22 protein-coding genes and 2 tRNA genes are annotated in these 26,085 nt (G+C 69.6%); 7 read left to right on the forward strand and 17 right to left on the reverse strand.

What is annotated here, in order from left to right:
* The first annotated feature begins 40 nt into the window (after nucleotides 1-40).
* Nucleotides 41-1,183, forward strand: coding sequence for an aspartate-semialdehyde dehydrogenase (gene asd, locus AC1DBE_RS10845; protein WP_476877828.1), 1,143 nt, complete (start codon nucleotides 41-43; stop codon nucleotides 1,181-1,183).
* On the opposite strand, the gene AC1DBE_RS10850 is transcribed toward asd, so the two are convergent.
* Complete coding sequence (locus AC1DBE_RS10850; RefSeq protein WP_476970512.1) at nucleotides 1,180-2,298, reverse strand: winged helix DNA-binding domain-containing protein; 1,119 nt, start codon at nucleotides 2,296-2,298, stop codon at nucleotides 1,180-1,182. The two genes, asd and AC1DBE_RS10850, sit on opposite strands and share 4 nt — an antisense overlap.
* A gap of 151 nt (nucleotides 2,299-2,449) precedes the next feature.
* Between AC1DBE_RS10850 and AC1DBE_RS10855 the strand changes: the two genes are divergently transcribed.
* On the forward strand, nucleotides 2,450-2,962 hold the full coding sequence (locus tag AC1DBE_RS10855) for a hypothetical protein (protein ID WP_476970513.1): 513 nt from the start codon (nucleotides 2,450-2,452) through the stop codon (nucleotides 2,960-2,962).
* Between the two features lie 49 nt (nucleotides 2,963-3,011).
* On the opposite strand, the gene AC1DBE_RS10860 is transcribed toward AC1DBE_RS10855, so the two are convergent.
* Genes AC1DBE_RS10860 through AC1DBE_RS10875 form a run of 4 tightly spaced genes read right to left on the reverse strand, consistent with a single transcriptional unit; the run spans nucleotide 3,012 to nucleotide 6,332 of the window.
* Entirely contained in the window at nucleotides 3,012-4,079 is a 1,068-nt protein-coding gene (locus AC1DBE_RS10860) for a UDP-N-acetylmuramate dehydrogenase (protein WP_476970514.1), read from the reverse strand.
* A gap of 52 nt (nucleotides 4,080-4,131) precedes the next feature.
* Nucleotides 4,132-5,409 carry an MFS transporter gene (locus AC1DBE_RS10865; RefSeq protein ID WP_476970515.1) on the reverse strand — a complete coding sequence of 426 codons (1,278 nt, stop codon included), beginning with the start codon at nucleotides 5,407-5,409 and terminating at the stop codon, nucleotides 4,132-4,134.
* A 15-nt stretch (nucleotides 5,410-5,424) separates the two neighbouring features.
* Entirely contained in the window at nucleotides 5,425-5,862 is a 438-nt protein-coding gene (locus AC1DBE_RS10870; RefSeq protein ID WP_476970516.1) for a MaoC family dehydratase, read from the reverse strand.
* A 2-nt stretch (nucleotides 5,863-5,864) separates the two neighbouring features.
* A complete protein-coding gene (locus AC1DBE_RS10875) occupies nucleotides 5,865-6,332 on the reverse strand; it encodes an FAS1-like dehydratase domain-containing protein (RefSeq protein ID WP_476970517.1) in 468 nt (155 codons plus the stop codon).
* Nucleotides 6,333-6,489: 157 nt separating this feature from the next.
* Between AC1DBE_RS10875 and AC1DBE_RS10880 the strand changes: the two genes are divergently transcribed.
* Both AC1DBE_RS10880 and AC1DBE_RS10885 read left to right on the forward strand, forming a co-directional pair.
* Nucleotides 6,490-6,867, forward strand: coding sequence for an ArsR/SmtB family transcription factor (locus AC1DBE_RS10880; RefSeq protein ID WP_476877835.1), 378 nt, complete (start codon nucleotides 6,490-6,492; stop codon nucleotides 6,865-6,867).
* Nucleotides 6,864-8,552 (forward strand): SulP family inorganic anion transporter, encoded by a 1,689-nt coding sequence (locus AC1DBE_RS10885; RefSeq protein ID WP_476970518.1) that lies wholly within the window; start codon nucleotides 6,864-6,866, stop codon nucleotides 8,550-8,552. Before AC1DBE_RS10880 ends, AC1DBE_RS10885 begins: the two co-directional genes overlap by 4 nt.
* Here AC1DBE_RS10885 and AC1DBE_RS10890 read toward each other — a convergent pair.
* The 5 genes from AC1DBE_RS10890 to AC1DBE_RS10910 form a co-directional block, all read right to left on the reverse strand.
* Nucleotides 8,542-8,766 carry a DUF3188 domain-containing protein gene (locus tag AC1DBE_RS10890; protein ID WP_476970519.1) on the reverse strand — a complete coding sequence of 75 codons (225 nt, stop codon included), beginning with the start codon at nucleotides 8,764-8,766 and terminating at the stop codon, nucleotides 8,542-8,544. The two genes, AC1DBE_RS10885 and AC1DBE_RS10890, sit on opposite strands and share 11 nt — an antisense overlap.
* A 129-nt stretch (nucleotides 8,767-8,895) precedes the next feature.
* Complete coding sequence (locus tag AC1DBE_RS10895) at nucleotides 8,896-9,855, reverse strand: DUF2797 domain-containing protein (protein ID WP_476970520.1); 960 nt, start codon at nucleotides 9,853-9,855, stop codon at nucleotides 8,896-8,898.
* Between the two features lie 29 nt (nucleotides 9,856-9,884).
* Nucleotides 9,885-10,748, reverse strand: coding sequence for an HpcH/HpaI aldolase/citrate lyase family protein (locus AC1DBE_RS10900; protein WP_476903119.1), 864 nt, complete (start codon nucleotides 10,746-10,748; stop codon nucleotides 9,885-9,887).
* A gap of 130 nt (nucleotides 10,749-10,878) precedes the next feature.
* Nucleotides 10,879-11,868, reverse strand: a complete 990-nt coding sequence (locus AC1DBE_RS10905; protein ID WP_476970586.1) for an aldo/keto reductase — start codon at nucleotides 11,866-11,868, stop codon at nucleotides 10,879-10,881.
* 5 nt (nucleotides 11,869-11,873) lie between these two features.
* A complete protein-coding gene (locus AC1DBE_RS10910) occupies nucleotides 11,874-13,580 on the reverse strand; it encodes a glycoside hydrolase family 13 protein (RefSeq protein WP_476903120.1) in 1,707 nt (568 codons plus the stop codon).
* An 89-nt stretch (nucleotides 13,581-13,669) separates the two neighbouring features.
* On the opposite strand from AC1DBE_RS10910, the gene AC1DBE_RS10915 reads away from it, so the two are divergent.
* Nucleotides 13,670-14,896 (forward strand): ROK family protein, encoded by a 1,227-nt coding sequence (locus tag AC1DBE_RS10915; RefSeq protein WP_476970521.1) that lies wholly within the window; start codon nucleotides 13,670-13,672, stop codon nucleotides 14,894-14,896.
* A 206-nt stretch (nucleotides 14,897-15,102) separates the two neighbouring features.
* The gene (locus tag AC1DBE_RS10920; RefSeq protein ID WP_476970522.1) at nucleotides 15,103-17,955 is read left to right on the forward strand and encodes an LGFP repeat-containing protein; all 2,853 of its coding nucleotides are present in this window, start codon (nucleotides 15,103-15,105) and stop codon (nucleotides 17,953-17,955) included.
* A 30-nt stretch (nucleotides 17,956-17,985) separates the two neighbouring features.
* On the opposite strand, the gene AC1DBE_RS10925 is transcribed toward AC1DBE_RS10920, so the two are convergent.
* From AC1DBE_RS10925 to AC1DBE_RS10950, 6 genes are all read right to left on the reverse strand, one after another.
* Nucleotides 17,986-19,557 carry a Na+/H+ antiporter gene (locus tag AC1DBE_RS10925; RefSeq protein WP_476970523.1) on the reverse strand — a complete coding sequence of 524 codons (1,572 nt, stop codon included), beginning with the start codon at nucleotides 19,555-19,557 and terminating at the stop codon, nucleotides 17,986-17,988.
* 101 nt (nucleotides 19,558-19,658) lie between these two features.
* Complete coding sequence (locus AC1DBE_RS10930; RefSeq protein ID WP_476970524.1) at nucleotides 19,659-20,318, reverse strand: SDR family oxidoreductase; 660 nt, start codon at nucleotides 20,316-20,318, stop codon at nucleotides 19,659-19,661.
* Between the two features lie 85 nt (nucleotides 20,319-20,403).
* Nucleotides 20,404-20,477 (reverse strand) — tRNA-Met (locus tag AC1DBE_RS10935).
* Nucleotides 20,478-20,539: 62 nt separating this feature from the next.
* Nucleotides 20,540-20,611: transfer RNA gene (locus AC1DBE_RS10940), tRNA-Thr, on the reverse strand.
* Between the two features lie 268 nt (nucleotides 20,612-20,879).
* On the reverse strand, nucleotides 20,880-22,892 hold the full coding sequence (locus AC1DBE_RS10945) for a DEAD/DEAH box helicase (protein ID WP_476970525.1): 2,013 nt from the start codon (nucleotides 22,890-22,892) through the stop codon (nucleotides 20,880-20,882).
* A gap of 394 nt (nucleotides 22,893-23,286) precedes the next feature.
* Nucleotides 23,287-23,934, reverse strand: coding sequence for an MOSC domain-containing protein (locus AC1DBE_RS10950; protein ID WP_476970526.1), 648 nt, complete (start codon nucleotides 23,932-23,934; stop codon nucleotides 23,287-23,289).
* A 108-nt stretch (nucleotides 23,935-24,042) separates the two neighbouring features.
* Here AC1DBE_RS10950 and AC1DBE_RS10955 point away from each other — a divergent pair, with 108 nt between their 5' ends.
* Entirely contained in the window at nucleotides 24,043-25,230 is a 1,188-nt protein-coding gene (locus AC1DBE_RS10955) for an acyl-CoA dehydrogenase family protein (RefSeq protein ID WP_476970527.1), read from the forward strand.
* 26 nt (nucleotides 25,231-25,256) lie between these two features.
* On the opposite strand, the gene AC1DBE_RS10960 is transcribed toward AC1DBE_RS10955, so the two are convergent.
* On the reverse strand, nucleotides 25,257-26,066 hold the full coding sequence (locus tag AC1DBE_RS10960; protein ID WP_476970528.1) for an SDR family oxidoreductase: 810 nt from the start codon (nucleotides 26,064-26,066) through the stop codon (nucleotides 25,257-25,259).
* Between the last annotated feature and the right edge of the window lie 19 nt (nucleotides 26,067-26,085).

The raw sequence follows: 26,085 nt of genomic DNA on the forward strand, positions 1-26,085 counted from the left end.
CCGACTGCGGCCGGGCCGCCGCGAAGTCTAAACTGGCCCAATGACTACAGCAGCTACCCCGTCCGTCGGACTGGTCGGTTGGCGTGGCATGGTCGGCTCCGTCCTGATGCAGCGCATGCAGGACGAGGGCGACTTCGCCAACATCAACCCGGTCTTCTTCTCCACCTCGAACGCCGGAGGCGCCGCCCCGGACATCGCCGGCGCTGCTGCCGGTGCGGCCGGCAAGCTCGAGGACGCGTTCGACGTCGAAACGCTGGCGAAGCTGCCGATCATCGTGACCGCACAGGGCGGCGACTACACCAAGCAGGTGCACACCCAGCTGCGGGACCGGGGCTGGGACGGCCTGTGGATCGACGCGGCGTCCACGCTGCGCATGAACGATGACTCGATCATCGTGCTGGATCCGATCAACCGCGACGCCATCGACGCCGGCCTCTCCGGCGGCGTGAAGGACTACATCGGCGGCAACTGCACTGTCTCCTGCATGCTGATGGGCCTCGGCGGCCTGTTCAAGAACGGCCTGGTGGAGTGGGGCACGTCCATGACCTACCAGGCAGCCTCCGGCGGCGGCGCCCGGCACATGCGCGAACTGCTGAGCCAGTTCGGCACGCTCAACGCCGAGGTCAGCAGTGAATTGGACGACCCGGCGTCGGCCATCCTGGAAATCGACCGGAAGGTCCTGGCGCACCAGCGCACCGCGATCGACGCGACCCAGTTCGGTGTTCCCCTGGCGGGCTCGCTGATTCCGTGGATCGATGCGGACCTCGGCAACGGCCAGTCCAAGGAAGAGTGGAAGGCCGGGGTGGAGACCAACAAGATCCTGGGCACCACCGGGGCTGACCGCGTCATCATGGACGGCCTGTGTGTCCGGATCGGCGCCATGCGGTCCCACTCGCAGGCGCTCACCCTCAAGCTCCGTGAAGACCTCTCCGTCGCCGAGATCGAGAAAATTGTGGATGCGGACAACGAGTGGGCTTCCGTGGTGCCCAACACCAAGGAAGCCTCCATGGCGGATCTCACCCCGGTGGCAGCCTCCGGCACCCTGGACATCCCGGTGGGCCGGATCCGCAAGCTCGAAATGGGCCCGGAGTACATCAGCGCCTTCACGGTCGGCGACCAGCTCCTGTGGGGCGCGGCCGAACCCCTGCGGCGCATGCTCAAGATCGCTACCGGCAACCTCTAGGGCGCCCCCTCCCCCAGGAACCGCCGGTACTTCGCGGCCTGCAGCTCAAAGGATCGACGGGCTGCAGGCCGCAGGCCGTTAACGGCGTCGAACGGTTCCGGCACCACCGTCCGGCCGCGGGCATTTCCGGGCGCCGACCAGGTGCCGACGACGGCGCCGCCGGCCACGATGGTCTTCTTGAAAACACCGTTGCCGCCGGGGACAATCCTGTCCGCGTGTTCCGCGGCCAGCGCCACGGACCGGTCCATGTATCCCAGGAGGAACTCATCGAACCCCGGCAGCGCCAGTACGGAGCGCTGGCCGGGGACGGCGGCGTCGTCGAGCAGTGCTGCCGTCTCCGGCGAGAGCCAGTACTGTGTCCCGTCGAACTCCAGGCAGACCAGCTGGTCGCGGACGGCGGCCAGCGCCGCGCGGGTTTCGGTCAGGGGTATGCCGGACCACCAGGCGAAATCCCGTTCCGTGGCAGGGCCGTGGCTCCTGAAGTAGCGCAGCAGCCACTCGGCGATGCCTTCCGCGCGCTCCAGCTGGCGGGACTCCTTGACCCAGTCATCAAAGGCCACCACCAGCTGCTGGTTGCCTGCCAGGGGTCCCTGCACCAGCCACCCCTGCTGGCAGAGCATGGCCAGCAGGTGGATGCCGCGCTGGCCCTCCATGGACTGCCCCGCCCGCTCGAAGGCCTCGAAGAGCCCGGCCCGGCTGACCGCGGCCCCGCCGGTGACCCGGTCCAGCGCTGCTGCCGCTGCGGCGTCCACATCAGCGGCGGTGATTTCCAGCTCGCGGTGCCGCCCGGCCAGGCTTTTGATCAGGCGGCCAGAGGTTATCTCGAGGATCCATTTCAGATCCTCCGGTGCCAGCAGGTGGAGGGTGCCTCTCATCGGCCACGACCGGACTATCGTGCCGCCGTCCAGCGCCGCGCGGACATCGGTGACGCGCGAGCCCGGCACACGCTGCCCCACCGCCCACAGCGCGGCCTGCAGGTCCTGCGCCTGCATGGCGGTCATGGCCCGGACCGCGGCCTCGACGGAGCCGAAGCCGGGGCCGGACAATCCCTGCGAGACCAGCCGGAGCCGGCCCATAACACCCCGGCTCAAACGTGTGCGCACCACTGCTGCCATGCCATCATCCTAGGGCCGGGGTCCGACACTGCGGACGGGATGGCGGCCGCAACCGGCCCGGCAGCTTGGCCTGCGTCCCGGTTTCGGCCGCAAGTTCCAGTGCCCAGTGCCCTCCCAGCCTGCGCCCAGCCGCGTTGATTAAAGTGGATGCATGACTTTGGGAGATGTGTGGCCGCTGCTGCGGCCCGTGTGCAGGAGGCTCGCCCTGCTGGGCTGGGCCTCCAGCGCCGCGGGCATGGCGGCCGGACTGGCCGTCGCGATCGCCAGCGGCACCCGCCTCTCCCCCATGATGACCACCTTCCAGCTGGTATCCACGGTGTGCATGGTGGTGGCAGTTGCCAGCTTTGTCACCGCGGCCATGATGCAGCGGCGCCCGGCGTCGCGGGACTCTGCGTTTCGGAATGGTGGGCGGCGGGACGTCCCGCGGCGGGACACTGACGTGGACCCCGGCGCCGAGTTCCCGGCCACAGTGCACAGCTTCCTGCTCGGGTCCTTGGCCCTGCTGGCCGGTGCCGTGGCGTTCGCCTGCGCCGGACTCATGCTGCGAAGCGGCCCCAGCGCACAGTCGGTGGCGTTCTGCCAGGTATTCCTGCTGGGCGCCGCGGCGTCGGGTTTCACCTTTATGCTCTTCAGCAAGGTAGCCCCGCGCCGCGGCAGGCACTGAACCCGGCGGCGGCCGGCGTCGGCGTCGGTGGCGACGACGGTGGCAGGTCCTAGAGTCCTACCCCGATCAGCAGCGGCTCCGGGTGCAGTTCGATGCCAAACCGGTCCACGACGCCGCGGCGCACCTCGCGGGCGACCGCCAGCAGGTCAGCCGTGCTGGCGCCGCCGCGGTTGGTAATGGCGAGCGTGTGCTTGGTGGACAGTGAGGCGCGGCCGCCGGAGACGCTGTCAGGCTCAAGTCCGAATCCCTTGCCGAAGCCGGCCCTGTCGATCAGCCAGGCCGCCGAGAGCTTCGTCAGCCCGTCGCTGCCGCCCGGGTAGCGCGGGGCGTCGTCGGGCAGCGCAGCCGCCACCTCGGCCGGGACGATCGGGTTCGTGAAGAAGGACCCCGTGGAGTAGGTGTCGCGGTCTGCGGGATCCAGGACCATTCCCTTGGCGGCTCGGAGCCTGAGCACCTCGCGCCGGACATCGTTGGAGTAGGCGCGCTGGCCGGGTTCAACGCCGAGGGCACGGGCCAGCTCGGCGTAGCGGACCGGTGCACTCATCCGGCCCAGCGGGAGCTGGAATTCCACGGTGAGCACCACGTAGCGCGGGGACCCCTCCGTAGTGGCCTGCTTGAGGATGGAGTCGCGGTAACCGAACTTCAGCTCGGAGTTGGTGAAGGTCCGCACGGCGTTGCGCTGCCGGTCCCAGGTCCGGACGGCGGCAATGGTCTGGGAGACGTCGGCACCGTAAGCACCGACGTTCTGCACCGGGGTGGCACCGGTGGCGCCGGGGATCCCGGACAGCGCCTCGACGCCGGACCAGGCGTGCTTGACGGCGTGCTCCACAAGGGCGTCCCAGTTATGGCCGGCCTGGACCACCACGGCGACGCCGCCGCAGGAGTCCTCCGCGTTGACGGTGAAACCCTCTGACGCGATCTTCAGGACGGTGCCCGGGAATCCGTCGTCGCCGACCAGCAGGTTGGAGCCGCCGCCGATGATCAGTAGCGGCTCGCCGGCGTCGTCGGCCGCCCGGACAGCGTCGATGATCTCCGGCTCGGTCCGGGCTTCGACGTAGTTCGCGGCCGGGCCGCCGACGCCGGCCGTGGTCAGGGCGGAAAGCAGAGTTTGGGTCACCCCTCCAGCCTAGCCGGGTTCGGTGCGCGCCCGGACAGGCGATGGGTGGGCCCTACGCGGCTTTGCGGGCCACCGGGGAGAGCAGGAAGCTGACCACCAGCATCACCATCACGGCCAGCAGTGAGTGCAGGATACCGACGTGCTCGGCCAGCAGACCCAGCAGCGGTGGACCGCAGAGGAACGCCCCGTAGCCGATGGTGGACACCACCGAGACGCGCGCGGCGGCCTTGAGGGGGTCGTCCGCGGCAGCGGACATGCCAACCGGGAACCCCAGCGAGGCCCCAAGCCCCCAGACCGCGAGGGCGACGTACGCCAGCCAGGGAACCGGCGCGAAGACAAAGAGCGCCAGCCCGGCGACTGCCAGTGCCGCGCACCAGCGCATCACCGGAACCCGGCCGTACCGGTCCAGGACCACGGTTCCGACAAACCGGCCCACGGTCATAAACGTGACGAACAGGCCGTACCCGGCGGCCCCGGCGGCGTCGGACTGGCCGTGGCCGTCGGCCAGCGCCAACGCGACCCAGTCCCCGGCCGCGCCCTCGGCCAGCGCGAGCCCCAGGACCAGGACGCCGAGGAGCAGGGTCCGGCGGTCCCGCCAGGCCTGAGCGATCTGCCGCTTGTTATCCAGCGGCGCCTCGGGGCCCGGGCTGGCCTGGCTGATGATGGGCAGCGGGCCGGTGGACGGGTCCTCGAACGTGTCCGTGCCGGCCGGAGCGAAGGCTTCACCCTGCTCTACCGGTGTGATGTCGGCACGGAACCAGGTTGCGGCGGTGGCCACGGAGCCTGCCACCAGCAGGCCGACGGCGGCCAGGTGCCAGAACACTGGGATACCCGCGCCCGCGGCCCAGGCGCCCGCTCCGGCGCCGGCGACGGTGCCGAGGCTGAACGCACCGTGCAGCCGGGGCATGATGTGCCGCCGCACGGCGCGTTCGACGGCGGCGCCTTCCACATTGGAGGCGGTGTTCCAGCTGGCGGTGCCGAGTCCCACCACCACGAGTCCGGCCGCAACCGCCAGCGGGTTGACCAGCACGGACGTCCCGAAGCCGGCAAGGACCAGGCCCGCGCCCACCATGATGCTGCCGATCCGGATGGTCTGCTTGGAGCCAAAGCGCAGCACGATCAGCCCGGACGCGGACACGGACACGAAGGAGCCGAGCGTCATACAGAGCAGAAGCAGCCCGACGTTGCCGGGCGTGAGGTCGAGCCCGTCACGGATGGCCGGCAGCCTCGAGACCCAGCTGGCGAAAGCTATCCCGCTGAACGCGTAGGCGGCCACCACGGCATTGCGCCACCGCGTGACTTCGGCGGATTGTGGGGCGCGCACCCTCACGGCAGCATCATGGGCTCAGGCCAGCCTGACGACGGCCTGGGCCTTCATAAGGACTTTCTGGCCGCCCGCGACAACAGTGAGGTCAACCCGGACGGTGCCGGCGTCGGCGTCGAGCGCCCCCACGGCGCCGCTGACCTCGATCACCGCACCGGCGTCGTTGGAGCCCGTAGTGTCCGCCACCGGGACCGGCTTGCTGAAGCGGGTCTGGAAATCGACGACGGCGGCCGGGTCGCCGGCCCAGTCGGTCACCAGCTGGACGGCGGCACCCATGGTGAACATACCGTGCGCGATCACGCCGGGCAGGCCGACGCCGGTGGCGAAGTCGCTGTTCCAGTGGATCGGGTTGAAGTCCCCGGAGGCACCGGCGTACTTCACGAGGTCGGTGCGGGTGACCTCGATGGTGCGGCTGCCAACGGCCTGGCCGACGGTGAGTTCTGAAAGTGTGGGGCTCATGGTTACTGTCCCTCTCCGCGGACCAGGATGGATGAGGTGGTGGTGGCGACGGCGTCCCGGGCACCGGATTCCCCGCCGGCGACGGCGAAGATCTCCGAACGTGTGGTGATCATGGCGCCTCCCCCCATAGCGCGGACGCCGTCGACGTGCAGTTCGGCCACGAGGCGGTCGCCGGCCACGATGGGCCGGTGGTGGACGAAGCGCTGGTCCGCGTGGACCACCCGGGAAAAGTCGATGCCGGAATCCGGGTCCTCGATCAGCTGCGCGTCGGCGCGCTGCGCGACGATGATCGCGAACGTGGGCGGGGCGACGAGGTCCTGATGGCCGAGCGCCCGGGCGGCGTCCACGTCGAAGTGGGCGGGGTGCGTGGCCTTGACGGCGCGGGCGAACTCGCGGATCTTCTCGCGGCCGACGTCGTACACCTCTGCGGCAGGGTAACTGCGGCCCTGCAGGTCCGGATTGATAGTCATGGTTCCAGCCTAGCGCCCTGCCTCCGGATGGATTTCCGCGTTACACGCGGGGGCGGGGCGGGGTCTTGCATCCCAGCGATATGATGGAAACATCATTTCATCAATCCATGGTGCGGGTTTTCGCCGGACCGCCAGCCAGGAAGGGCGAAGGACCGCAGTGATTTCCTCCGCGCAGACCCCCTTGTACGAAATCAAGGCCAACTTGTTCAAGGCCCTCGCCCACCCGGCACGTATCCGGGTGCTGGAACTGCTGGCGGCAGCCCCGGACACCTCGGCGCAGGTCAGCTACCTGCTGGCCGAGACCGGACTGGAGGCCTCGCACCTGTCCCAGCATCTGGCCACGCTCCGAAGGCACGGTGTGGTGACCTCGGTCCGGACGGCCAACGCCGTGACCTACCGTCTGGCCCACCCGAAGGTTGCCGAGCTACTCGCCATCGCCAGGACCTTCCTGCTGGACAGCCTGGCGGATTCCGGCGAACAGCTCCGGCTGGCGCAGGAGTTGCCGGCCGCGCCCCTCCCGGGTTCCGCATCATGACCGCCGCGACGGCGACCGGGCTGGCGCGGGGAACCCGGGGATCTCTCATCCGGCTCCTGCCCTCCCGCCGTGATTACGACGGGCTGCGGGGCTCGTGGCGGACGGACCTGCTCTCCGGCGTCACCGTGGGCATCGTTGCCCTGCCACTGGCCCTCGCCTTCGGAGTCAGTTCCGGCGTCGGCGCGGAGGCCGGGCTCATCACTGCTGTAGTAGCCGGACTGGTGGCTGCCGTCATGGGTGGCTCACACGTCCAGGTTTCCGGGCCCACCGGTGCCATGGTGGTGGTGCTGGCCCCCGTCGTCGCCGTGCACGGCACCGGCAGCATCGCTCTGGTATCCGTACTGGCAGGACTCCTGGTCATCATCCTCGGTATCAGCGGCCTGGGCCGGGCCGTCGCGTACATCCCATGGCCGGTCGTGGAGGGATTCACCCTCGGGATCGCCGCCATCATATTCCTCCAGCAGGTGCCAATGGCCACCGGCACAGCGGGGGTGCCCGGCCACAACACCGTGCTGGCCGCCGTCGAGAGCGCCACCAAAGCCACGGCGCCCGCCGTGCTGCAGACCCTGGCCGTTGTGGCAGGCGTCGCCGCAGTGATGATGTTGCTGCCCCGGCTGAACAAGGCCATCCCGGCCAGCTTGGCCGCGGTACTTCTGGCCACGGTGGCCGCCGAGCTCCTAAACCTGCCCATTCCGCGGATCGGTGCCCTGCCGCACTCCCTGGCCGCGCCGTCCCTGCCGGCGCTGGATCCTGCGTCCTTGCCCGGGTTATTTGCGCCCGCCCTGTCCATCGCCACGCTCGCGGCCATCGAGTCCTTGCTGTCGGCCCGGGTGGCATCCGGCATGGTCGGCCCCGACGGCCGGCCCACCGGCACCTACAGCCCGGACCGCGAACTTACCGGCCAGGGCCTGGCGTCGGTGGCGGCGGGGTTCTTCGGCGGCATGCCAGCCACGGGGGCCATCGCCCGGACCGCCGTCAACGTCCGTGCCGGAGCGAAAACCCGCCTGGCTGCGGTGGTCCATGCCCTGGTGTTGCTGGCCATCATCTACCTCGCAGCAGGCCTGGTGGGCCGGATCCCACTGGCGGCCCTGGCCGGAATCCTGATGGTCACGGCCACCCGCATGGTCTCCCGGCAGACCGTGGCTGCGGTGCTGCGCTCCACCCGCGCAGACGCCTTCGTCTTTGTCCTGACAGCGCTGATCACAGTGGCGTTCGACTTGATCGTCGCGATTGAGATCGGGCTGGTCGCGGCCGCCGTATTCACGCTGCGCAAGTTCGCCTCGCTCAGCGGCGTGCAGCGCGAAGACATCCCGGGACCGACGGCACCTGGAGACGGACACATTGCCGTCCTCCGGCTGGACGGTGCCATGTTTTTCGGGGCAGCGGAGCGCGTCCTGCAGGAGATCAGCCAGGTCAAGGAAATCCAGGTGGCAGTCATCCGGCTCTCCCAAGTCCGGATGCTCGACGCGACCGGGGCGCACACACTGGTAGACGTCATCTCGGCCCTTGAATTGCGCGGCGTCACCGTCCTGCTCAAGGGTGTCCAACCGCAGCACCTGGACCTCGTGACCAACGTTGGCGTGATCCGGTCGCTGCGGCACCACAAGCATCTGTTCAACACCCTGGCGGACGCCGTGGAACACGCCCGCAGCCATGTGGCGCGGAACGCTGCAGCTAGCGCTTGAGGTTCTTCCGGATGGTCTGGCCGCGGACCACGATGCCGGCGATGTGCAGGATGAGGCCGAGGCCGATGACGCCGAGGGAGGCGAACGCCAGGCCCTGGTTGCCGGTATTGTTGCCGACCAGGTTCAGGATGATGCCCGCGGCGATCAACCCCATGGCGCTAAAAACGAGCACCTTGTAGGACGTTGGCGCGGCGGCCCAGAATTCGTTCAGCACCGTGCCAGTCTACCGGCGGCCGCGGGGCACCCCTCGACGCGGGTTGTTCCTGGCGCCCCGGATATTACCTGCCGACGCGGGAATACCCGGTGCGTCAGGGATTTCGCGCGTCGCCGGGTACTCTGCGGCTCAGAACAACGCCTGCTGGACGGCCGGGACCGCCGAGCCGTGGTCGCCCAGTTCGACGTTGCGGGCCTTCAGGGCGCCGAGGTTGACGACGAAGCCGAGGTCCGAGCCGTCGAGTTCGGCCAGAGCCACGCTGCCGCTCAGCGACGCGATAAAGAACCCGTGGGCGCCGGAGTGGAGGTCGTGCGGGTAGGCGTGCCGGTCCGCCGGGGCGCAGGCCTTGTCAGCCAGCGCGGGACGCTGCCACTGTTCGTCCACCACCGAGAATCCGCCGCTGTCGTCACCGCGCAGCAGGGCCCGGACCCCGGCCGCGTGCCGGGCATTCAGCTCGTCCAGCACGACGGCGGACGGCGGCGCGGTCAGGCCGGCGGCCTTGGCCGCCGAGCGGACCTGCTGCGGGAGCCCGGCGTCGCGCGTCACCCGGTCCTCCAGGACCCTGACCACCCGGCCGTCGGCGGCGCGGGCGACGTAGCGGGCGACGACGGCGCCCTGCTCCGCGAGCCGGTACCACTTCCGCAGGTCGGAGGCGGTGCCCACCTTGCTGGCGCCGTTGGCGAAGGTCGCGATGTAGAGCCAGTGCGGCTGCATCAGGTAGGCACGCAGCCCGGGCGGGACGCGGCCGCCGCGGTGGAAGTCGTGGATCAGCCTTGAATCGTCCAGGGCGAAGCACGCTCCGCACTGGGCACCGCGCACCGCCGCTGCCCGCTCCGGGCACACCACGTGGTCCCGGTCCGCGGGTCCGTGGACTTTGTGGTGCCCCAGGCATTGCTTACCGTCGGCGGCGGAGCGGAACCCCAGCCGGGTCCCGGCGTCGAGCGCGACGTCGGTGAAGACGCCGGCAGCGTCCTGCAGGCGCAGGACGGCCCGGCCCGCACCGGACGGCCCCGCAGGCAGCGGAGGCGCTCCGGCAAGTGCCGGGTGATCCCAAAAGACCCCGTGGACCAGATAGCGGGTATCGGTCACGGGGTCTCCTTGGTGGGACAGGGAACCGGCTACAGGGCCGGCTGCACCCCAAAGGCTACAGCGAGCTTCATGATCTTCTCGGCGCGGCCCAGGCGCGGCAGGTCGGACCCGTCCCGGATGACGCGGCCGTTGGCTTCGAAATCGGCCATAAAGTCCGTGGCCCAGGCGACATCGGACGGCGTGGGGCTGATGACCTCGTTGATCACGCTGGTCTGGTCGATCGCGAGGCAGAGCTTGCCGGTCATGCCCATCATCACCGTGATGCCGGTCTGCTCACGCAGGATCGGGTGGTTGGTGCCGACGGTGGGACCGTCAATGGGGCCCGGCAGGTTGCCGACGCGGCTGGCAACAACCAGCTTGGCGCGCGGGTAGGCCATCGCCTCGGGGGTGGCCGCCATGCCGGTGTCGCGGCGGAAGTCGCCGGAACCGAAGGCCAGCCGGAAGACGCCCTGGGCCTTGGCGATGTGGTTGGCTTCCTCGATGCCGACGGCGGACTCGACGAGCGCCACCACAGGGGTCTTGCCGTCCATGCGGTGGAAGCTTTCGGTGACCTGGTCCGCGGACTCGGTCTTGGCGAGCATCACGCCGAGCAGTCCCGGGGTGCCGCGGAGGCCGGCGAGGTCATCAGCCCAGAAGGGGCTGGTGGCGTCGTTGATCCGGACCCAGGCGCTGCCGCCGGCGGTCAGCCAGTCGACTACGTGCTCGCGGGCGGCGTCTTTCTGGGAGGGATCCACCGCGTCTTCGATGTCGAGGATGATCGCGTCGGCGCGGGACTCCGCCGACTGTCCGAAGAGTTCCGGCTTCATGGCGTTGACCAGCAGCCAGGAGCGGGCGATTTCGGCCGGGACGTTGCGCTGGGGCCGGACAATCCCGGCGGTGGTGATAGAGGTCATGACTCTACGCTAGCCGCCCGGGACCGCCCGCCGCCAAGTAATACCCCCGTTAAGGGCGACCAATACGACCAAAATCACGCTGGGACCCGTGCGGCGGGCGGCGGATGCGTCCGTCGCTAGGGAATGTTGCCTAGGGAATGTTGCTGCCCCGGGCGGTGATCCAGAGCCTGTACCACTCGGCCCGCGTCATGGCTGCGGCCACCCGCGCCGCGTCCGCGCAACCACGGATCCGGTCGGGATTGGCGCTGCCGATCACCGGGCTGATGCCGGCCGGGTGCTTCATCAGCCAGCCCAGCAGCACGGCCTCGCCGGTGGTGCCGGCCGCTGCGGCCATTTCGGCCACCAGTACCGCTGTGGCTTCCGCCGCGGCGCTCGGGTCTGAGCCCGCGGCCGCCCCGGTGTAGAGCCCGCGGGACAGGGCCCCGTAGGCCTGCAGGGCGATGCCGCGCCGGACGCAGTGCTCCACGGTGCCGTGCGGGAAGCTGTAGTCGGCGCCCTCCGCGTGGTTGACCAGCACGGTGCTTTCCAGCCAGGCCCGGGCCGAGAGGCTCATTTCCAGCTGGTTGGCCACCACGGGCACCTCGAGCCGGTCCTGCAGCAGTTCGATCTGCGGGGCGGACATGTTGGACACGCCCACGGCGCGGATCTTGCCCTCCGAGAGCAGCTGTCCGACGGCGGAGGCCACCTCGGCCGGATCCAGCAGCGGATCCGGGCGGTGCAGCATCAGCACGTCGACGTAGTCGGTCCTCAACCGGGCGAGGCTGCCCTCCACCCGCTCAAGGATGCCCTCGCGGCTCAGGTCGTAGTACGCCTCGAGGCCCTGTTCGTTGAGCCGGATCCCGCACTTGGTCTGCAGCCGGATCCGGTCCCGCAGGCCGGGGGTCCGCGAAAGCACCTCGCCGAAGACGGCCTCGGACTTGCCGTTGCGGTAGATGTCGGCGTGGTCGAACAGCGTGATCCCGGCGGCCAGGGCTGCGTCGACGGCGGCGGCCGCCTCGTCCACATGCGCGGACGAGTACGGCTCCGCCGCCCAGGTGCCGCCCAGGCCCATGCAGCCGTAGATCAGCTCCTGGGCCAGGTCCGGGCCGGCTCCGGCCGTTCCGACGGCCGGCCCGGACAGCGGGCTCACCGCAGCCAGACGGTGGTGTTGCCCGGGAGCAGCCGGCCGTCGACGGGGGCGCTGCTGACCAGCACCTCGCCGGCGGGCAGCTCGACGGCGTCGTCCCCGAAGTTGGTCACGGACTGCCAGCCGTCGTGGCGGCGGAAGTGCAGCACGTTGGCGTTGGCGGACTCCAGCCACTCCAGCTCTTCGGAGGCCTGCAGTTCGCGGCGCAGCTTCAGGGCCTTGCGGTAGAACTCCAGGGTGGAGCCTTCGTTCCCGTCCTGGGCGGCCACGGCGTACCGGGCGAACCAGGCCGGCTGCGGCAGGTGGGCGCCGCCGTCGCCGAACCCGAACGAGGTCCCCTCGGCAGCCCACGGCAGCGGCACCCGGCAGCCGTCGCGGCCGATCTCCACGCCCTTGTTGCGGAAGAACGTGGGGTCCTGGCGTTCGGTGTCCGGGATCTCGGCAACTTCCTGGAGGCCGAGCTCTTCACCCTGGTACAGGTATGCGGAGCCGGGCAGCGCCAGCATGAGCAGGGTCGCGGCGCGGGCGCGGCGCAGGCCGAGTTCGACGTCGAGTTCCTCGGCGGGGGCGCCGGCGAGGAGCCAGCCCTTGCCGTCCTGGCCCTTGGCGTGCCGTCCGCCGCCCTTGGGCAGGCCGTAGCGGGTGGCGTGCCGGACGACGTCGTGGTTGGAGAACACCCAGGTGGAGGATGCGCCGGACTCCACGGCCTCGCCCAGGTTGCGGGTGATGATCTCGCGGAACTCGTCGGCATCGAAGTCGGCCTGCAGGAGGTCGAAGTTGAAGGCCTGGCCCAGTCCCTCGGGGCTGGCGTAGCGGGCCCGGCGGGAAGCGTGCACCCAGGCCTCGGCGACGGCGGTGCGCGGCGGGTTGTATTCGTTGAAGACCTCGCGCCATTCGACGTAGATCTCGTGGACTTCGTCGCGGTCCCAGAACGGGTGCGAGCCGTCATCGAAGCCGTCGGTCCCGGAGTTCGCCTCGCTGAGCTCCACCTTGGAGAGCAGGGGCTCGGTGAGGTCCTTGGTCAGGGCGTGCGCCACATCAACGCGGAAGCCGTCAACGCCGCGGTCCGACCAGAAGCGCAGGGTCTTGAGGAAGTCGTCGCGGATTTCGCGGTTGGACCAGTTCAGGTCCGGCTGCTCCTTGGCGAAGATGTGCATGTACCACTGACCGGGGGTGCCGTCCGGCTCGGTGATGCGCTCCCAGGCCGGGCCGCCGAAGACGGATTCCCAGTCCGACGGCGGGATCTCGCCGTTCTCGCCCTTGCCATCACGGAAGATGTAGCGTTCCCGCGCTGCCGAGCCCTTCGGCGCCGCGAGTGCTTCCTGGAACCAAACGTGGCGGTTGGAGGAGTGGTTCGGGACGATGTCCGCGATCAGCTTGATGCCGGCGGCGTGCAGGGCTGCGGACATCTCGTCGAAGTCCGCCAGGGTCCCGAGCTTGGGATCGACGTCGCGGTAGTCATCGACGTCGTAGCCGCCGTCGGCGAGCGCCGACGGATAGAACGGGGAGAGCCAGACGGCGTCGATCCCCAGCTCCTTGAGGTACGGGACCTTGGCGGTGATGCCCTTGATGTCGCCCAGCCCGTCACCGTTGGAATCGGAGAAGCTGCGCGGGTAGATCTGGTACACGGACGCCTGGCGCCACCAGTTGGGGTCGGCAGCGAGGTCGGAACCGGACAGGGTTGCCAGCGTGGCGGTGTTCGACAAGGTGAATCCTTCGGGGCTGGGGAGCGGTACCTGGTACAGGCAGTGATTGGTAACAGCCTGTCTGATAATTTAGATAGAAGCTAAATCTATTGCCGGAACAATTATGGGTCGGTTATCACCGGGAGGTCAAGATTCCGAAGCCGCAGGCCGCCGCCACTCCCCAGCTGCTGCGCCGGGTCAACGCCCAGTCCGTCCTGGCCGCCATCCGCAGCACGGACGTGGCCACCGGGACCGATCTGATGGCCGGAACGGGCCTCACCCGCGCCTCGGTGATTGCCGTGTGCGAGGACCTGATCCGGCGCGGCTGGATCAGGGAACTGGACGCGCCGCGGAAGGGTGCGGGAGCCGGAGCCCTGCAGAAGGGCCGGCCGGCGCGGCGGTTCGAACTGCGGGCTCGGGCCGGCGTCGTCCTGGGCCTCGACATCGGCGCAGCCACCACCACCGCGGCGGTGGCTGACCTCCGGGGCACGGTGCTTGGCCGCGCCAGCGGAAGCTTCCGTGCCGCGGACATCCCGGCCGCGGAGCGGGTCAGCGTGGTGGACCGGGCCTGCCGGGAAGCGCTCGCGGCCGCGGGCGAGTCCCCGGGCAAGGTCCTGGCCGTCGGCGCCGGCATCGCCGCACCGGTGGACCGTGGCGGCAAGGTGCTGGCCGCCCAACATTTCTGGAGCCTGTTCGACGTCGGACTCCGCTCGGCCCTGCAGGACCTGCACGGCTGGACGGTGCTGCTGGAGAATGACGCCAACCTGGCCGCGCTGGGTGAACGCTGGCGCGGGTCCGGCGCCGGGGTGGATGACCTGGTGGTGCTCCTGGCGGGGGAACGGCTGGGCGCGGGCGTGCTGGAGTCCGGCCGGCTGCTGCATGGCCGGGCCGGCGGCGCAGGCGAGATGGGCTTCCTCGACATGGTCGACGGGGTAGGGTCCAGCGACGGGATCGCCAGCCTGGCGCGGCAATGGCAGGCAGCCGATGGTGGTCCAGCCAACGGGGGCGACGCCGGCGCCCGGCAGGTGTTCGAGGACGCCGCGGCCGGAGACCCCGCGGCCCTGGCGATCCTGGGCAGGCTTTCGGAGCGGATGGCCCGGGTGATCGCCGCGATTGCGAGCCTGCTCAATCCCGAGCAAGTGGTGATAGGCGGCGCCGTCGCGGATTCGGCCGGCGCCCTCGTGCCCGGCATCACCGCCGCGCTGCCGCGTTTCACCGCCACTCCCCCGCACGTGACCGTTTCCCCGCTCGGGGACAGGATCGTCACGGTGGGCGCTGTCCGGCACGCCCTGGACTTCGTCGAGGCCAACGCCCTGGAACTGGAACTGGCCGGTTAAGAGCTCTCCGGGCGGCGCGCAGCCCGCCGGAAGGCTTCCTCAAGATTCGGCAACGATTGGATACCCAAGTCGAAAGTTTGCCGCAGGTTTCCAATTATTCCGGCATGCCCTCCGTAGACTGACTGCAATTTGGTCTCTTGCGGCCGTTCAGCTGACCCGTCGGCTGGGCGGCGGTCTCATGAAAGATAAACGTGAACTCTTTACGGATGAAGACTGCGCTCTTTGCCGCACTTGTCCTTGCCCTGGTGTCGGCTCCCGCAACCGGTGTGTTGCCCGCATATGCCGAGACGGCGTCGTCGCCCTCCGCGAGCGCTGCTGCGACGCCGCCCGCGGGAGCGTCCGCAACGGCAACAGCGGCCCCGGCGGTATCTGCGGGGCCGACCCCGACGCCGGCAGCGACCACGGCTGCCCCGGCCGGGACGGTCCAGCCCGCGCCGGCACCGTCGGTCACAGCACCCGCCAGCCCCGCACCGTCAGGCACAGCACCGTCGCAGACCTCCGCTGAGGCGCCCGTTCCGGGCTCCAACGAGCCGTTCGTCGCGCACACGTTCGTTGACCCGCTCCCCACGGGCCGGAAGGGCCAGCCCGCCTCCGCCACCCCCACCGCGGGCCGGCTGAGCACGGAGTCCTACTCGCTGGCCCGGTCCGGCGACATCAAGATCCGCCTGGTTATGGTCCAGCTGGCCGACAAGAAGGCCACCATCCCGGAGTCCTCTGCCCGGGCCGCCATCACCACCACCAGCAATTACTGGAAGACCATGTCCAACAACCGGCTGTCGATGTCGGTTGCGTCGGTCGAGAGCAAGACCAGCAAGGCCACCTCGACCCAGCGTTACCCGGACATGATGAACACCATTGCCACGGAGCTCAAGTGGACGCCCAACCCCTACACCGCCCTGGTGGTCTTCGTTTCCACGCCTACGCTTTCCGACGGCGCCTACGGTGCCGGCTGGAGCTACAGCGGTACAAGCGGCCGCGTCATTATGCCGCTCCCGGCGTCCCTGACCAACAGCGTGCTGACCCACGAATTCGGACACGTGCTGGGACTCAATCATGCCCAGAGCCTGCAGTGCGGCAGCGGCGTCCAGGATGTTGCCACCAACTCTGACGGGACCTTCGCCGACTCCTCCTGCACCATCCGTGAGTACGGTGACAGCCTGGACCTCATGGGCGTCTCCCAGACTTCCCAGCCCACCATCAGCTCCACCCTGTGGGCCTATGGCGGTTTCGGCCGCGGCGACGAAATCGTTGACACAGGCGTCGCCAAGGACGTGAAGAACTACACCCTGACGGCATGGGCCGGAACGGCTGCACGACGCGCCATGAAGTTCACCGACCCGGTCAGCGGCGAGGTCTACTTCCTGGAGTTGCGGCTGCCGGTCGGCTACGACACCGCCAAAGCCGTGAACCTGAACAGCGGCGTCAAGGTCGTCCAGCAAATGGGGGCCTACTCGCTGTTGCTCCCGCCGGACACACGGGCCTTCGCCGGATACTACAACCCCCGCCAGGCCTGGCAGGCCGGGGAGACTTTCACCACCCACGCGGGTACGCGGGTCAAAATCAACTCGATCTCCAGCACCTCCGCCAGCGTCACCGTCACAGCCGCCAACGCCGTCAGCGGAGCGTTCCGGGACGCGTGGCTGCAGGCCGGCGGCGAGCCCGTCCTCGGCTACAGCACCAGCAACGTCACCTGCCCCTACGGTGCGGCAGCTACCACCACCTGCTACCAGTCGTTCCAGCGCGGCATTGTCTACAGCACCCCGGGCGTGGGCACCTACGCGGTCAAGACGGCGTACATGTCCGGTTGGCGGGACGCCGGCTGGCAGCAGGGCATTGGCTACCCCACCGGCGGCGAGAGCTGCGGGCTGTACGGCGGCGGCTGCTACCAGCCCTTCCAGAAGGGCAACATCTATTACTCCGCCGCGTCCGGCGCGCAGGCCGTGACCGGTGTGTACTGGAACGCCTGGCGGGCCGCCGGCTGGCAGCCGGGCATCGGCTACCCCACCGGCGCACCGTCCTGCGGGCTCTATGGCGGCGGCTGCTTCCAGCCCTTCCAGAAGGGCAACATCTACTACTCCACCGCGTCCGGCGCCCACGCCGTCACCGGCTCCTACTGGACCGCCTGGCGCGACGCCGGCTGGCAGCCCGGGATCGGCTACCCCACCGGCGACCCGACCTGCGGGCTGGCCGGCGGTGCCTGCTCCCAGGCCTTCCAGAAGGGGACCGTCTATTACGTGGCTGCGACGGGCGCCTATGCCGTGAACGGTGTCTACGCGACCGCGTGGACCGCGGCGGGGCAGCAGCCCGGCATCGGCTACCCCACCGGCGCACCGTCCTGCGGGCTCTACGGCGGCGGCTGCTTCCAGCCCTTCCAAAAGGGCAACATCTACTACTCCGCGGCCTCGGGGGCCCACGCCGTCACCGGCGTCTACTGGAACGCGTGGCGTGAAGCCGGTTGGCAGCCTGCCATCGGGTATGCCACCGGCGAGCCCGTCTGCGGACTGGCCGGCGGCGCCTGCTCCCAGGCCTTCCAGAAGGGCACGGTCTACTACACCCCGGCCACCGGCGCCCACGCCGTCAGCGGCGTCTACACGAACGCGTGGGCGGCCGCGGGGCAGCAATCCGGTATCGGCTACCCCATCGGCGCACCGTCCTGCGGGCTCTATGGCGGCGGCTGCTACCAACCCTTCGCCAAGGCCAACGTCTACTACACGCCGGCCACCGGCGCCTACGCCGTGACCAGCAGCTACTTCGAGTCCTGGCGCGCCGCAGGATGGCAGAAAGGCGTCGGCTACCCGACGGGCCCACAGCAGTGCGGCCTCTACGGCGGCGGCTGCTACCAGCCCTTCCAGACGGGCATCAGCTACTACACCGCCGCGACGGGCGCCAACATGGTGGGCGAGCCCTACCGCGAGGCGTGGCGCGTGGCCGGCTGGCAGGCCGGCGGGCTGGGCTATCCGGCCGGTGCCGCCGTCGCCTACAACGGCTACCGGACGGTCCAGTTCCAGGGCGGCTCGATGATCTACAGCTCCACCGGCGTCCGGGTGGTCCGCAAGTAGCCCGTCGCCCGGACCTCAATCGCCCGGCCGCTACTCCGGCATGATCATGGTGCGCAGGTCCAGCTGCCGCAGCACCCGGTCGGCAACCTCGGGGTCCATGTCGGGCTCATTCCGGGCGGCCACCACTTCCTGACGCGCCGCGTCCAGGGCGATGGTCTGCACGGCGATGGCAAGCTCCCGGCCGCGTTTGCGCTTCTCATCGACGCTTTCGTTCCGCAGGCTGCCGTCCAGCAGTTCGGCGTGCAGCCGCGTCATCCGTGCCTTGACCAGGGCCACCTTTTCCGGCGGCAGCTCTTTCATGAGCTCGTTGTCCTTGAGTGCCGCGACGGCGGCCTGCTGCGCCCGGGCGGCCAGCAACCGGGCCGCATCGCGCTCCACCGAGCCGTCTTCGGAGGCTTTCAGGACGCGCATCAGCCACGGCAGGGTCAGCCCGGGCAGCACGAGCGTGGTGAGCAGCACCGCGCAGGCGATCACCAGCAGCTCGCTGCGGGCCGGGAACGCCGTCCCGTCGGCCAGGGTGGCCGGGAGGGCCAGGGCCAGCGCCAGGGTGGCCAGCCCGCGCATCCCGCACCATGTCAGGATCAGCACTTCCTTGGCCGAGGTGGGACGCAGGGTGTTCTTCCTGGACCGGGCCAGGCCGGACATCATGGCCAGCCAGCCGAAGCGCACGGCAAACACCAGCACGCAGACCACGGCTGCGGTGCCAGCCATCCCGATGACGGCGGTGCCTTCATCGTGGATGACCTGCCGGATCTCCAGGCCCACCAGCCCGAAGGCCAGGCCGGTCGCGAGCAGCTCCACCACATCCCAGAAGGCGGTGCGGGTGACCCGCTCGGCAGCCTCCTGCGGTTTGGAGTGCCGCTGGATTTCCAGGGCTGTGACGACGACGGCGATCACCCCGGAGGCGTGCACCTCTTCGGCGAGGATGTAGGCGGCAAACGGGACCACGAGTGTCACGGCGCTGCGGGCCACCATGGAACTCACCAGCCGGGTAATGAGCCGGGTCAGCCAGCCCATGCCGATGCCCACACCGACCGCGAGGGCCGCGCCGACGGCGAACTGCAGGACCACGCCGGGACCCACCCGGGTGCCCGACACGGACGCCGCCACGGCGGCCTGGAAGATGACGATGGCGGCGGCGTCGTTGAACAGGCCCTCGCTTTGCAGGACGGTGATCAGCCGGCGCGGCATGTGCACCCGGCCGGCGATGGAATCCACAGCCACCGGATCGGGAGGCGCCACCATCGCTCCAAGGGCGATGGCCGCCGGGATGCCGATCCCCGGGATCATCAGCCACGCCGCGCCGGCCACAACGGCGGTGGACACCACCACCAGGGCCACGGCCAGCATCAGGAGCGTCCGCCAGCGGACCTTGAACACGGCCCAGGAACTGCGCTGGGCAGTCGCGAACAGCAGCGGCGGCAGGAAGATGGGCAGGATCAGTTCCGCCGGGATGTTGACTTCCGGGAAGCCCGGGATGAAGGTCAGCGACGCCGCGAGGATCAGCATCAGGACCGGGTACGGCAGGCGGAGCCGGTCGCCGAGGCCCACCGCCACCACTGTGGCGAGAAGCAGTCCGATGATCAGGGCCAACTGGTCCATGTGCACTCTTTCCCCGGGGTTACGGCGGCCGGGACCCGGTCATCGACGCGCCGGCCGCCCCCACTACCCTACTTGGGCTCCTCCGGGAGCCCCGGTGGCGCCTACTTCCCGGTGTCGAGGGCTGCGGCCAGCGGCAGCGTCCCGTCGCGGAACTCGATGGTCCGGCCGGCGGTCTGCGGCAGGCCCAGTACCGCGGCGGCGACGAGTGCCACGTTCGAGCGCGACGTGCCGGTGCCGTCCGAGGTGTCTGCCGGGTTGACGTCCAGGAGTCCGTTGCCGGGGCCGTCGGTGAGGGATCCGGGGCCAAGGATGGTCCAGTCCAGGCCGCTGCCGCGCAGGTAGGTGTCCGCGGCGGCCTTGGCCTCGGCGTAGGCGTGGAAGCTGTTGTCCGCCGGAACGCCGTGATCCGGGCCGGCCCCGAGGTAGGAAACCATCACGTAGCGCCGCACACCGGCCTGTGCCGCGGCGTCCATGGAGCGGATGGCCGCGTCACGGTCCACGGCGTAAGTGCGCTCCGGGCTGCCGCCGCCGGCACCGGCGGACCATACGACGGCGTCGTGGTCCTTCACGGCGGCGGCGATCTCCGCCGTCGTCGACTTTTCCACGTCCAGCACCAGCGGGGTGGCGCCGGTGGCGGCGACGTCGTCGCGATGGTCCGGGTTGCGGATGATGGAGGTGACCACCGCCCCGTCCTTGGAGAGAATGCCGGACAGTTCCAAAGCCACTTTTCCGTGGCCGCCGATGATTGCGATTCGCCTCATCGTCCCATTCTGTCCCACGCGCACCGTCCCCGCATCCGGGTTAAAACAAAAGGACCCCGCAGGCGGGGCCTGCGGGGCCATTCTGTAGCGGCGGGGAGGCTCGATCTCCCGACCTCACGATTATGAGTCGTGCGCTCTAACCAACTGAGCTACGCCGCCACGAATGAGAAAAACCTGCGTCAAGCCGGTCAAAAACCGCCTTGACGCAGGCCCTCATTCAGAGCCCCCCACCGGAATCGATCCGGTGACCTCGTTCTTACCAAGAACGCGCTCTACCACTGAGCTAGGGGGGCAACGAGTAAATACTCTACCGGAAGATTCGGCTCCCAACAAATCGGGCGCCCTCCCCCGCCCGCGACGGCAAAATCCGCGCCGTTCCGTGGATCTGCGGGGTCCCGCGGCAGGCGCAGGAGCCCCCTCGGAGGGGTTCGTGCCCGCGGATGTGACGAACCCGACGTGCCCGCCTCCCCAGGGGTCCGGACGGCGGCAAAACGGTTTTAACGCAGGACGGGCCGGCTCATAAAGAGCCGGCCCGTCCTGTCACTGCCTAGGACTTAGCAGTTACCACTTGTTGCGGGGCTTGAAGCCGCCCTCGTGGCGCGGCTTGCGGGTGTCCGTGCCGACGCTGCGCTCGTTGCGGTCGCTGTAGGAGCGGCCGCCGCGGTCTGCGGAGGAACGCTCGCCGTCGTTCTTGCGGAACTCGCGCTTGAAACCGCCGTTGCCCTTGAAGTTTCCGCTGCTGCCGGAGTAACCGCCACGCTCGCCCCGGTCCCCACCACGGTTGCCCTGGTAGGCGCCGCGGTCGCTGGAGGGCTTGCGGCCGTTGTCCAACTCGAGGTGGATCAGCTCGCCGCCGATCCGGGTGCGCGACAGGGCCCGCAGCTGCTCGGGGCTCAGGTCCGCGGGGAGCTCCACGAGGGAGTGGTCCGAGCGGATGTCGATGCCGCCGATCTGGGCCGAGGAGATGCCGCCCTCGTTGGCGATGGCGCCGACGATGGAGCCCGGCATCACGCGCTGGCGGCGTCCGACGGCGATCCGGTAGGTGGCGTTGCCCTCGGTCAGGGCGCGGGTCGGGCCGCGGGAGCCGAAGCCGTCCTTGGAGCGCTCACGCTTCTGGAATTCCGGAGCAGCGGGCAGTTCCTTGACCAGGAGCGGCTGGCCGCCCTGTGCCATCACGGCCAACGCGGCGGCGATCTCGGCTGCGGGGACGTTGTGCTCTTCCTCGTAGGACGCGATCAGGTCGCGGAACGCCGAGACGTCCTCGGAGGCGAGGGTCTCGGTGATCTTCTCCGCGAACTTGCCAAGGCGCAGGGTGTTGACCGTCTCTGCGGTGGGCAGGTGCATCTGCTCCACCGGCTGGCGGGTGGCCTTCTCGATGGAACGCAGCAGGTACTTCTCCCGCGGCGTCATAAAGAGGATCGCGTCGCCGGAGCGGCCTGCACGGCCGGTGCGGCCGATGCGGTGCACGTAGGACTCGGTGTCGTGCGGGATGTCGTAGTTGATGACGTGGCTGATGCGCTCGACGTCGAGGCCGCGGGCGGCGACGTCGGTGGCGACCAGGATGTCGATCCGGCCTTCCTTGAGCGCGTCAACGGTCCGCTCGCGCTGCTGCTGCGGGATGTCGCCGTTGATGGCGGCAGCCTGGAAGCCGCGGGCACGGAGCTTGTCGGCGAGGTCCTCGGTGGCCATCTTGGTGCGCACGAAGGCGATGACGCCGTCGAACTCTTCGACCTCGAGGATCCGCGTCATGGCGTCGAGCTTGTGCGGGCCCATGACCTGCAGGTAGCGCTGGCGGGTGTTGGCGCCGGTGGTGGTCTTGGACTTGACCTGCACCTCGGCCGGGTTGTTCAGGTACTGCTTGGACATCCGGCGGATCTGGCTCGGCATCGTGGCCGAGAACAGGGCAACCTGGCGGCCCTCGGGGGTCTGCTGGAAGATCTGCTCCACGTCGTCGGCGAAGCCCATGCGCAGCATTTCGTCGGCCTCATCCAGCACGAGGTACTGGAGTTCGGACAGGTCCAGGGAACCCTTGGCGATGTGGTCGATGACGCGGCCCGGGGTACCGACAACCACCTGGGCGCCGCGGCGCAGGCCGGCCAGCTGCGGGCCGTAGGCGGAACCGCCGTAGACGGGCAGGACGGTGAAGTCGTCAATGTGCTTGGCGTACGAGGTGAACGCCTCGGCGACCTGGAGCGCGAGCTCGCGGGTCGGGGCCAGAACCAGGGCCTGGGTCTTGCGGGACGGGCCGTTCAGGTCGTGGAGTTCGGCCAGGCGGGACAGTGCCGGCACTGCGAATGCTGCAGTCTTGCCGGTACCGGTCTGGGCGAGGCCCACAACGTCGCGGCCCTCAAGGAGCAGCGGAATGGTGGCGGCCTGGATCGGCGAGGGCTTCTCGTAGCCGACATCCTGCAGGGCTGCGAGGATGCGGGCATCGATGCCGAGGTCGACGAAGCGGATGCCGCCCTCGTCGTCGTCGTTCGTGGCGGGCTGGTCGGCTGCAGCAGCCGGTTCGGTCATCTCGACGTCGGCCGGGGTGTTCTCGGTGTCGACGGAGTGGTCCTGATTTTCGGGCATAGGGGAATCTTCCTCATCCATAGGGGCCAGGCGGCACAACCCGAGGTGAGCGGAGCCGCAGTACGCGTGACAGTAGGCGCCGGGCAAACGTTGACCGGCCGGTCACATAGAAGTCCGGCGCTTTCGCAATCCCATGGCAGGACTTCCCGCTGCAACTCTTGGCTGCTATCCCAGCAGTCTGTACAGCGTTTTCTTTAGCCGGCTCTCCCTATGAAAATGCCCGCATCACAGTAGCGGGCCCCAACACTTACCAGTCCTGCCTCAAAAATTGGGCAGGAATAAGGGATTTCCGGAGTGGGGGATGTTTCAAGTGTAGGGCATGCGGCGGCATAGGTGCCAACCGGGAGGCCCGACGGCGGCGGTGAGCTTGCGCACACCGGCCCGTGCCGCAGGGCTAGCCGCGCGCCTGGACCTTGGCGAATTCCTGCTGGTACTCCGGCTGCAGGCGGATCAGGCCGTCGGCGTCGGCGTCGCGCAGCGCTTCCATGTCCTGGACGGTGGGGGCGGTGAACCATTTGCCGATCGTTACCCCGTGGGCCGGGACGTACAGCCGGTGGATGTGGTCCCCGGCCTGGACGGATCCGGTGCGGACCACCCGCAGGTAGGTGCCCACCCGGCCTGCCTCGGTGAACCGCTTGACCCAGTGGGGTTCGTCCACCCGCCGCTGGAACGTGCTGCACGGCCGGCGGGGTGAGGTGACCTCGACCTCGAGGTCCAGGCCGATCTTCCAGCGTTCGCCGATCACCGCGTTGGTGGCGTCGATGCCGGCGACCCGGAGGTTCTCGCCGAAGTAGCCGGGCGGGACGTCGCGGCCGAGCTCCGCGGCCCAGTAGTCGGCGTCGGCCTGGGCGTACGCGTAGAGCGCCTGGTCCTCACCGCCGTGGTCCACCCGGTCCGCCTGGACGTCCCCGCGCAGGCCCAGCCGGTGGACCTTGACGGGCCCCTCCACGGGACGCTTGTCGATGGCGGTCACGCCCAGCCGGCCCTCGTCACTGAGCAGCTGGTGCACCCGGCAGACGGCGAGAACGGTAGCGGTGTCCATGGCACCAGTGTAGGCCCGCAGCGGTTGACGGGCTGGAGGCCGTTTCCGGGGCGCATGCGGCGCCGTTGCGGCGCGGGAGCCAGCCGCCGCGGAACGTAGGATGCTCCCATGAGCAGTGGTGGAGCAACAGACGTGTCCGATGTCCTGGCAATCGATTCCCTCCTGAGCGCCGCGGAGCTGGACGTGCGCGAAAAGGTCCGCGATTTCACCCGGCAGCGGATCCGGCCCGGCATCGCGCGCTGGTACGAGGACGGGGTCTTCCCGCTCGAGCTGGCTGCGGAACTGGGCGAGCTCGGTGTGCTCGGCATGCAACTGGAGGGCTACGGCTGCCCGGGCCGCTCCGCCGTCGAATACGGGCTGGCCGCGATGGAGCTCGAGGCCGGCGACTCCGGGATCCGCACCTTCGTCTCGGTGCAGGGGTCCCTCGCCATGACCGCCATCCATCTGTGGGGCTCGGAGGAACAGAAAACCCAGTGGCTCCCCCGGATGGCCGCCGGCGAACTGATCGGCTGCTTCGCCCTCACCGAACCGACGGCCGGCTCAGACCCCGCCGCCATGCAGACCTTCGCCCGCCGGGACGGCACCGGCGAGGACGCCGGCTGGATCCTGGACGGCGCCAAGCGCTGGATCGGACTCGCCTCCGTGGCCGATGTCCTGGTGGTCTGGGCCATGACCGACGACGGCGTGCGCGGCTTCCTCGTACCGGCCGGCACCCCCGGGGTCACGGCCACGCCGATCGGGCAGAAGCTGTCCATGCGTGCCTCGATCCAGTGCGATGTGGCGTTCGACGGCGTCCGGCTGGGGCCCGAGGCGCAGCTTCCTGCCGCGCGCGGGCTGCGCGGGCCGTTCAGTTGCCTGAACGAGGCGAGGTACGGAATCGCCTGGGGTGCGATGGGCGCGGCCCGGGACTCGTATGAGGCGGCGCTCCAGTACGCGCAGGACCGGCTGCAGTTCGGCAAACCGTTGGCCGGCTACCAGCTCACGCAGGAAAAACTGGTGAACATGCTGCTGGAAATCCAGAAGGGCACGCTGCTTGCGCTGCAGCTGGGCCGGCTCAAGGACGCCGGGAAACTGCGGCCGGAGCAGATCTCGCTCGGGAAGTTGAACAACGTGCGTGAGGCGATCGCGATTGCCCGCGAAGCCCGCACCGTCCTCGGCGGCAACGGCATCACCCTGGACTACTCGCCGCTCCGGCATGCCGCCAACCTTGAGTCGGTGCGCACCTACGAAGGCACCGACGAGGTCCACACCCTGGTCCTCGGCCAGCACATCACCGGGCTTGCCGCCTTCCGTTGAGCCGGAGTTGGCACGTCGCGGGAAACTCAGGCGGAGAAACCGCCGTCGGCCTTGACCAGCTGGCCGGACACCCAGCGGCCCTCGGGTGAGAGCAGGAACGCCACGGTCCCGGCCACGTCGGCGGGGGTTCCCAGCCGGCCGCCGGGCTGCCGCCGGGCCAGGTCTTCGCGCGTTTCAACGTCCATCCACCCGGTGTCCACCGGCCCCGGGTTGAGCACATTGGCGCTGATCCCCCGCGGGCCAAGCTCCCGGCCGGCCGCGATGACAATCCGGTCCAGGGCACCCTTGGACGCGCCATAGGGCAGGTTGAACGCGGTGTGGTCGCTGGTCAGGGCCACGATCGCGCCACCGTCCGCGGGCGCCTGCCGGGCAAAGGCCGCGATCAGCTGCCAGCTGGCCCGGGTGTTGACGGCGAAATGCCGCTCAAAGCTCTCCAGGCTCGTGTCGAGGATGCCGGAGTCCACGGACTCCGCGTGGCTGAGCACAAGGCCCTGCAGGACGCCGGCTTCGTCCGCGGCGGCGGCCATCAGCCGGTCCACGGCGTCCGGATCCTCGAAGTCGGCGGGTACGGCCACTACCGCCGCCCCGATGGCCTGCAGCTCGGCCGTGAGGCGTTCGACATCGTCCGGGCGGATCCCCCAGGGCATCCGTGCGTCGTACTCCTGCCAATACGTCAGCACCAGGTCCCAGCCGTCGGCGGCGAGCCGCCGCGCGATGCCGGCACCGATGCCGGCGAGCCGTCCGACGCCGGTCACCAGCGCCGTCTTGCGCTGCCCGGGCTGGGTGGCGGCAGTGGGTGCGTCCTGGCTCTCGGGCAGGGGCTGAGCGGAGACCATGGCCCCAGCCTAGCGTCGG

Source organism: Arthrobacter sp. 10T416, from assembly GCF_056394165.1.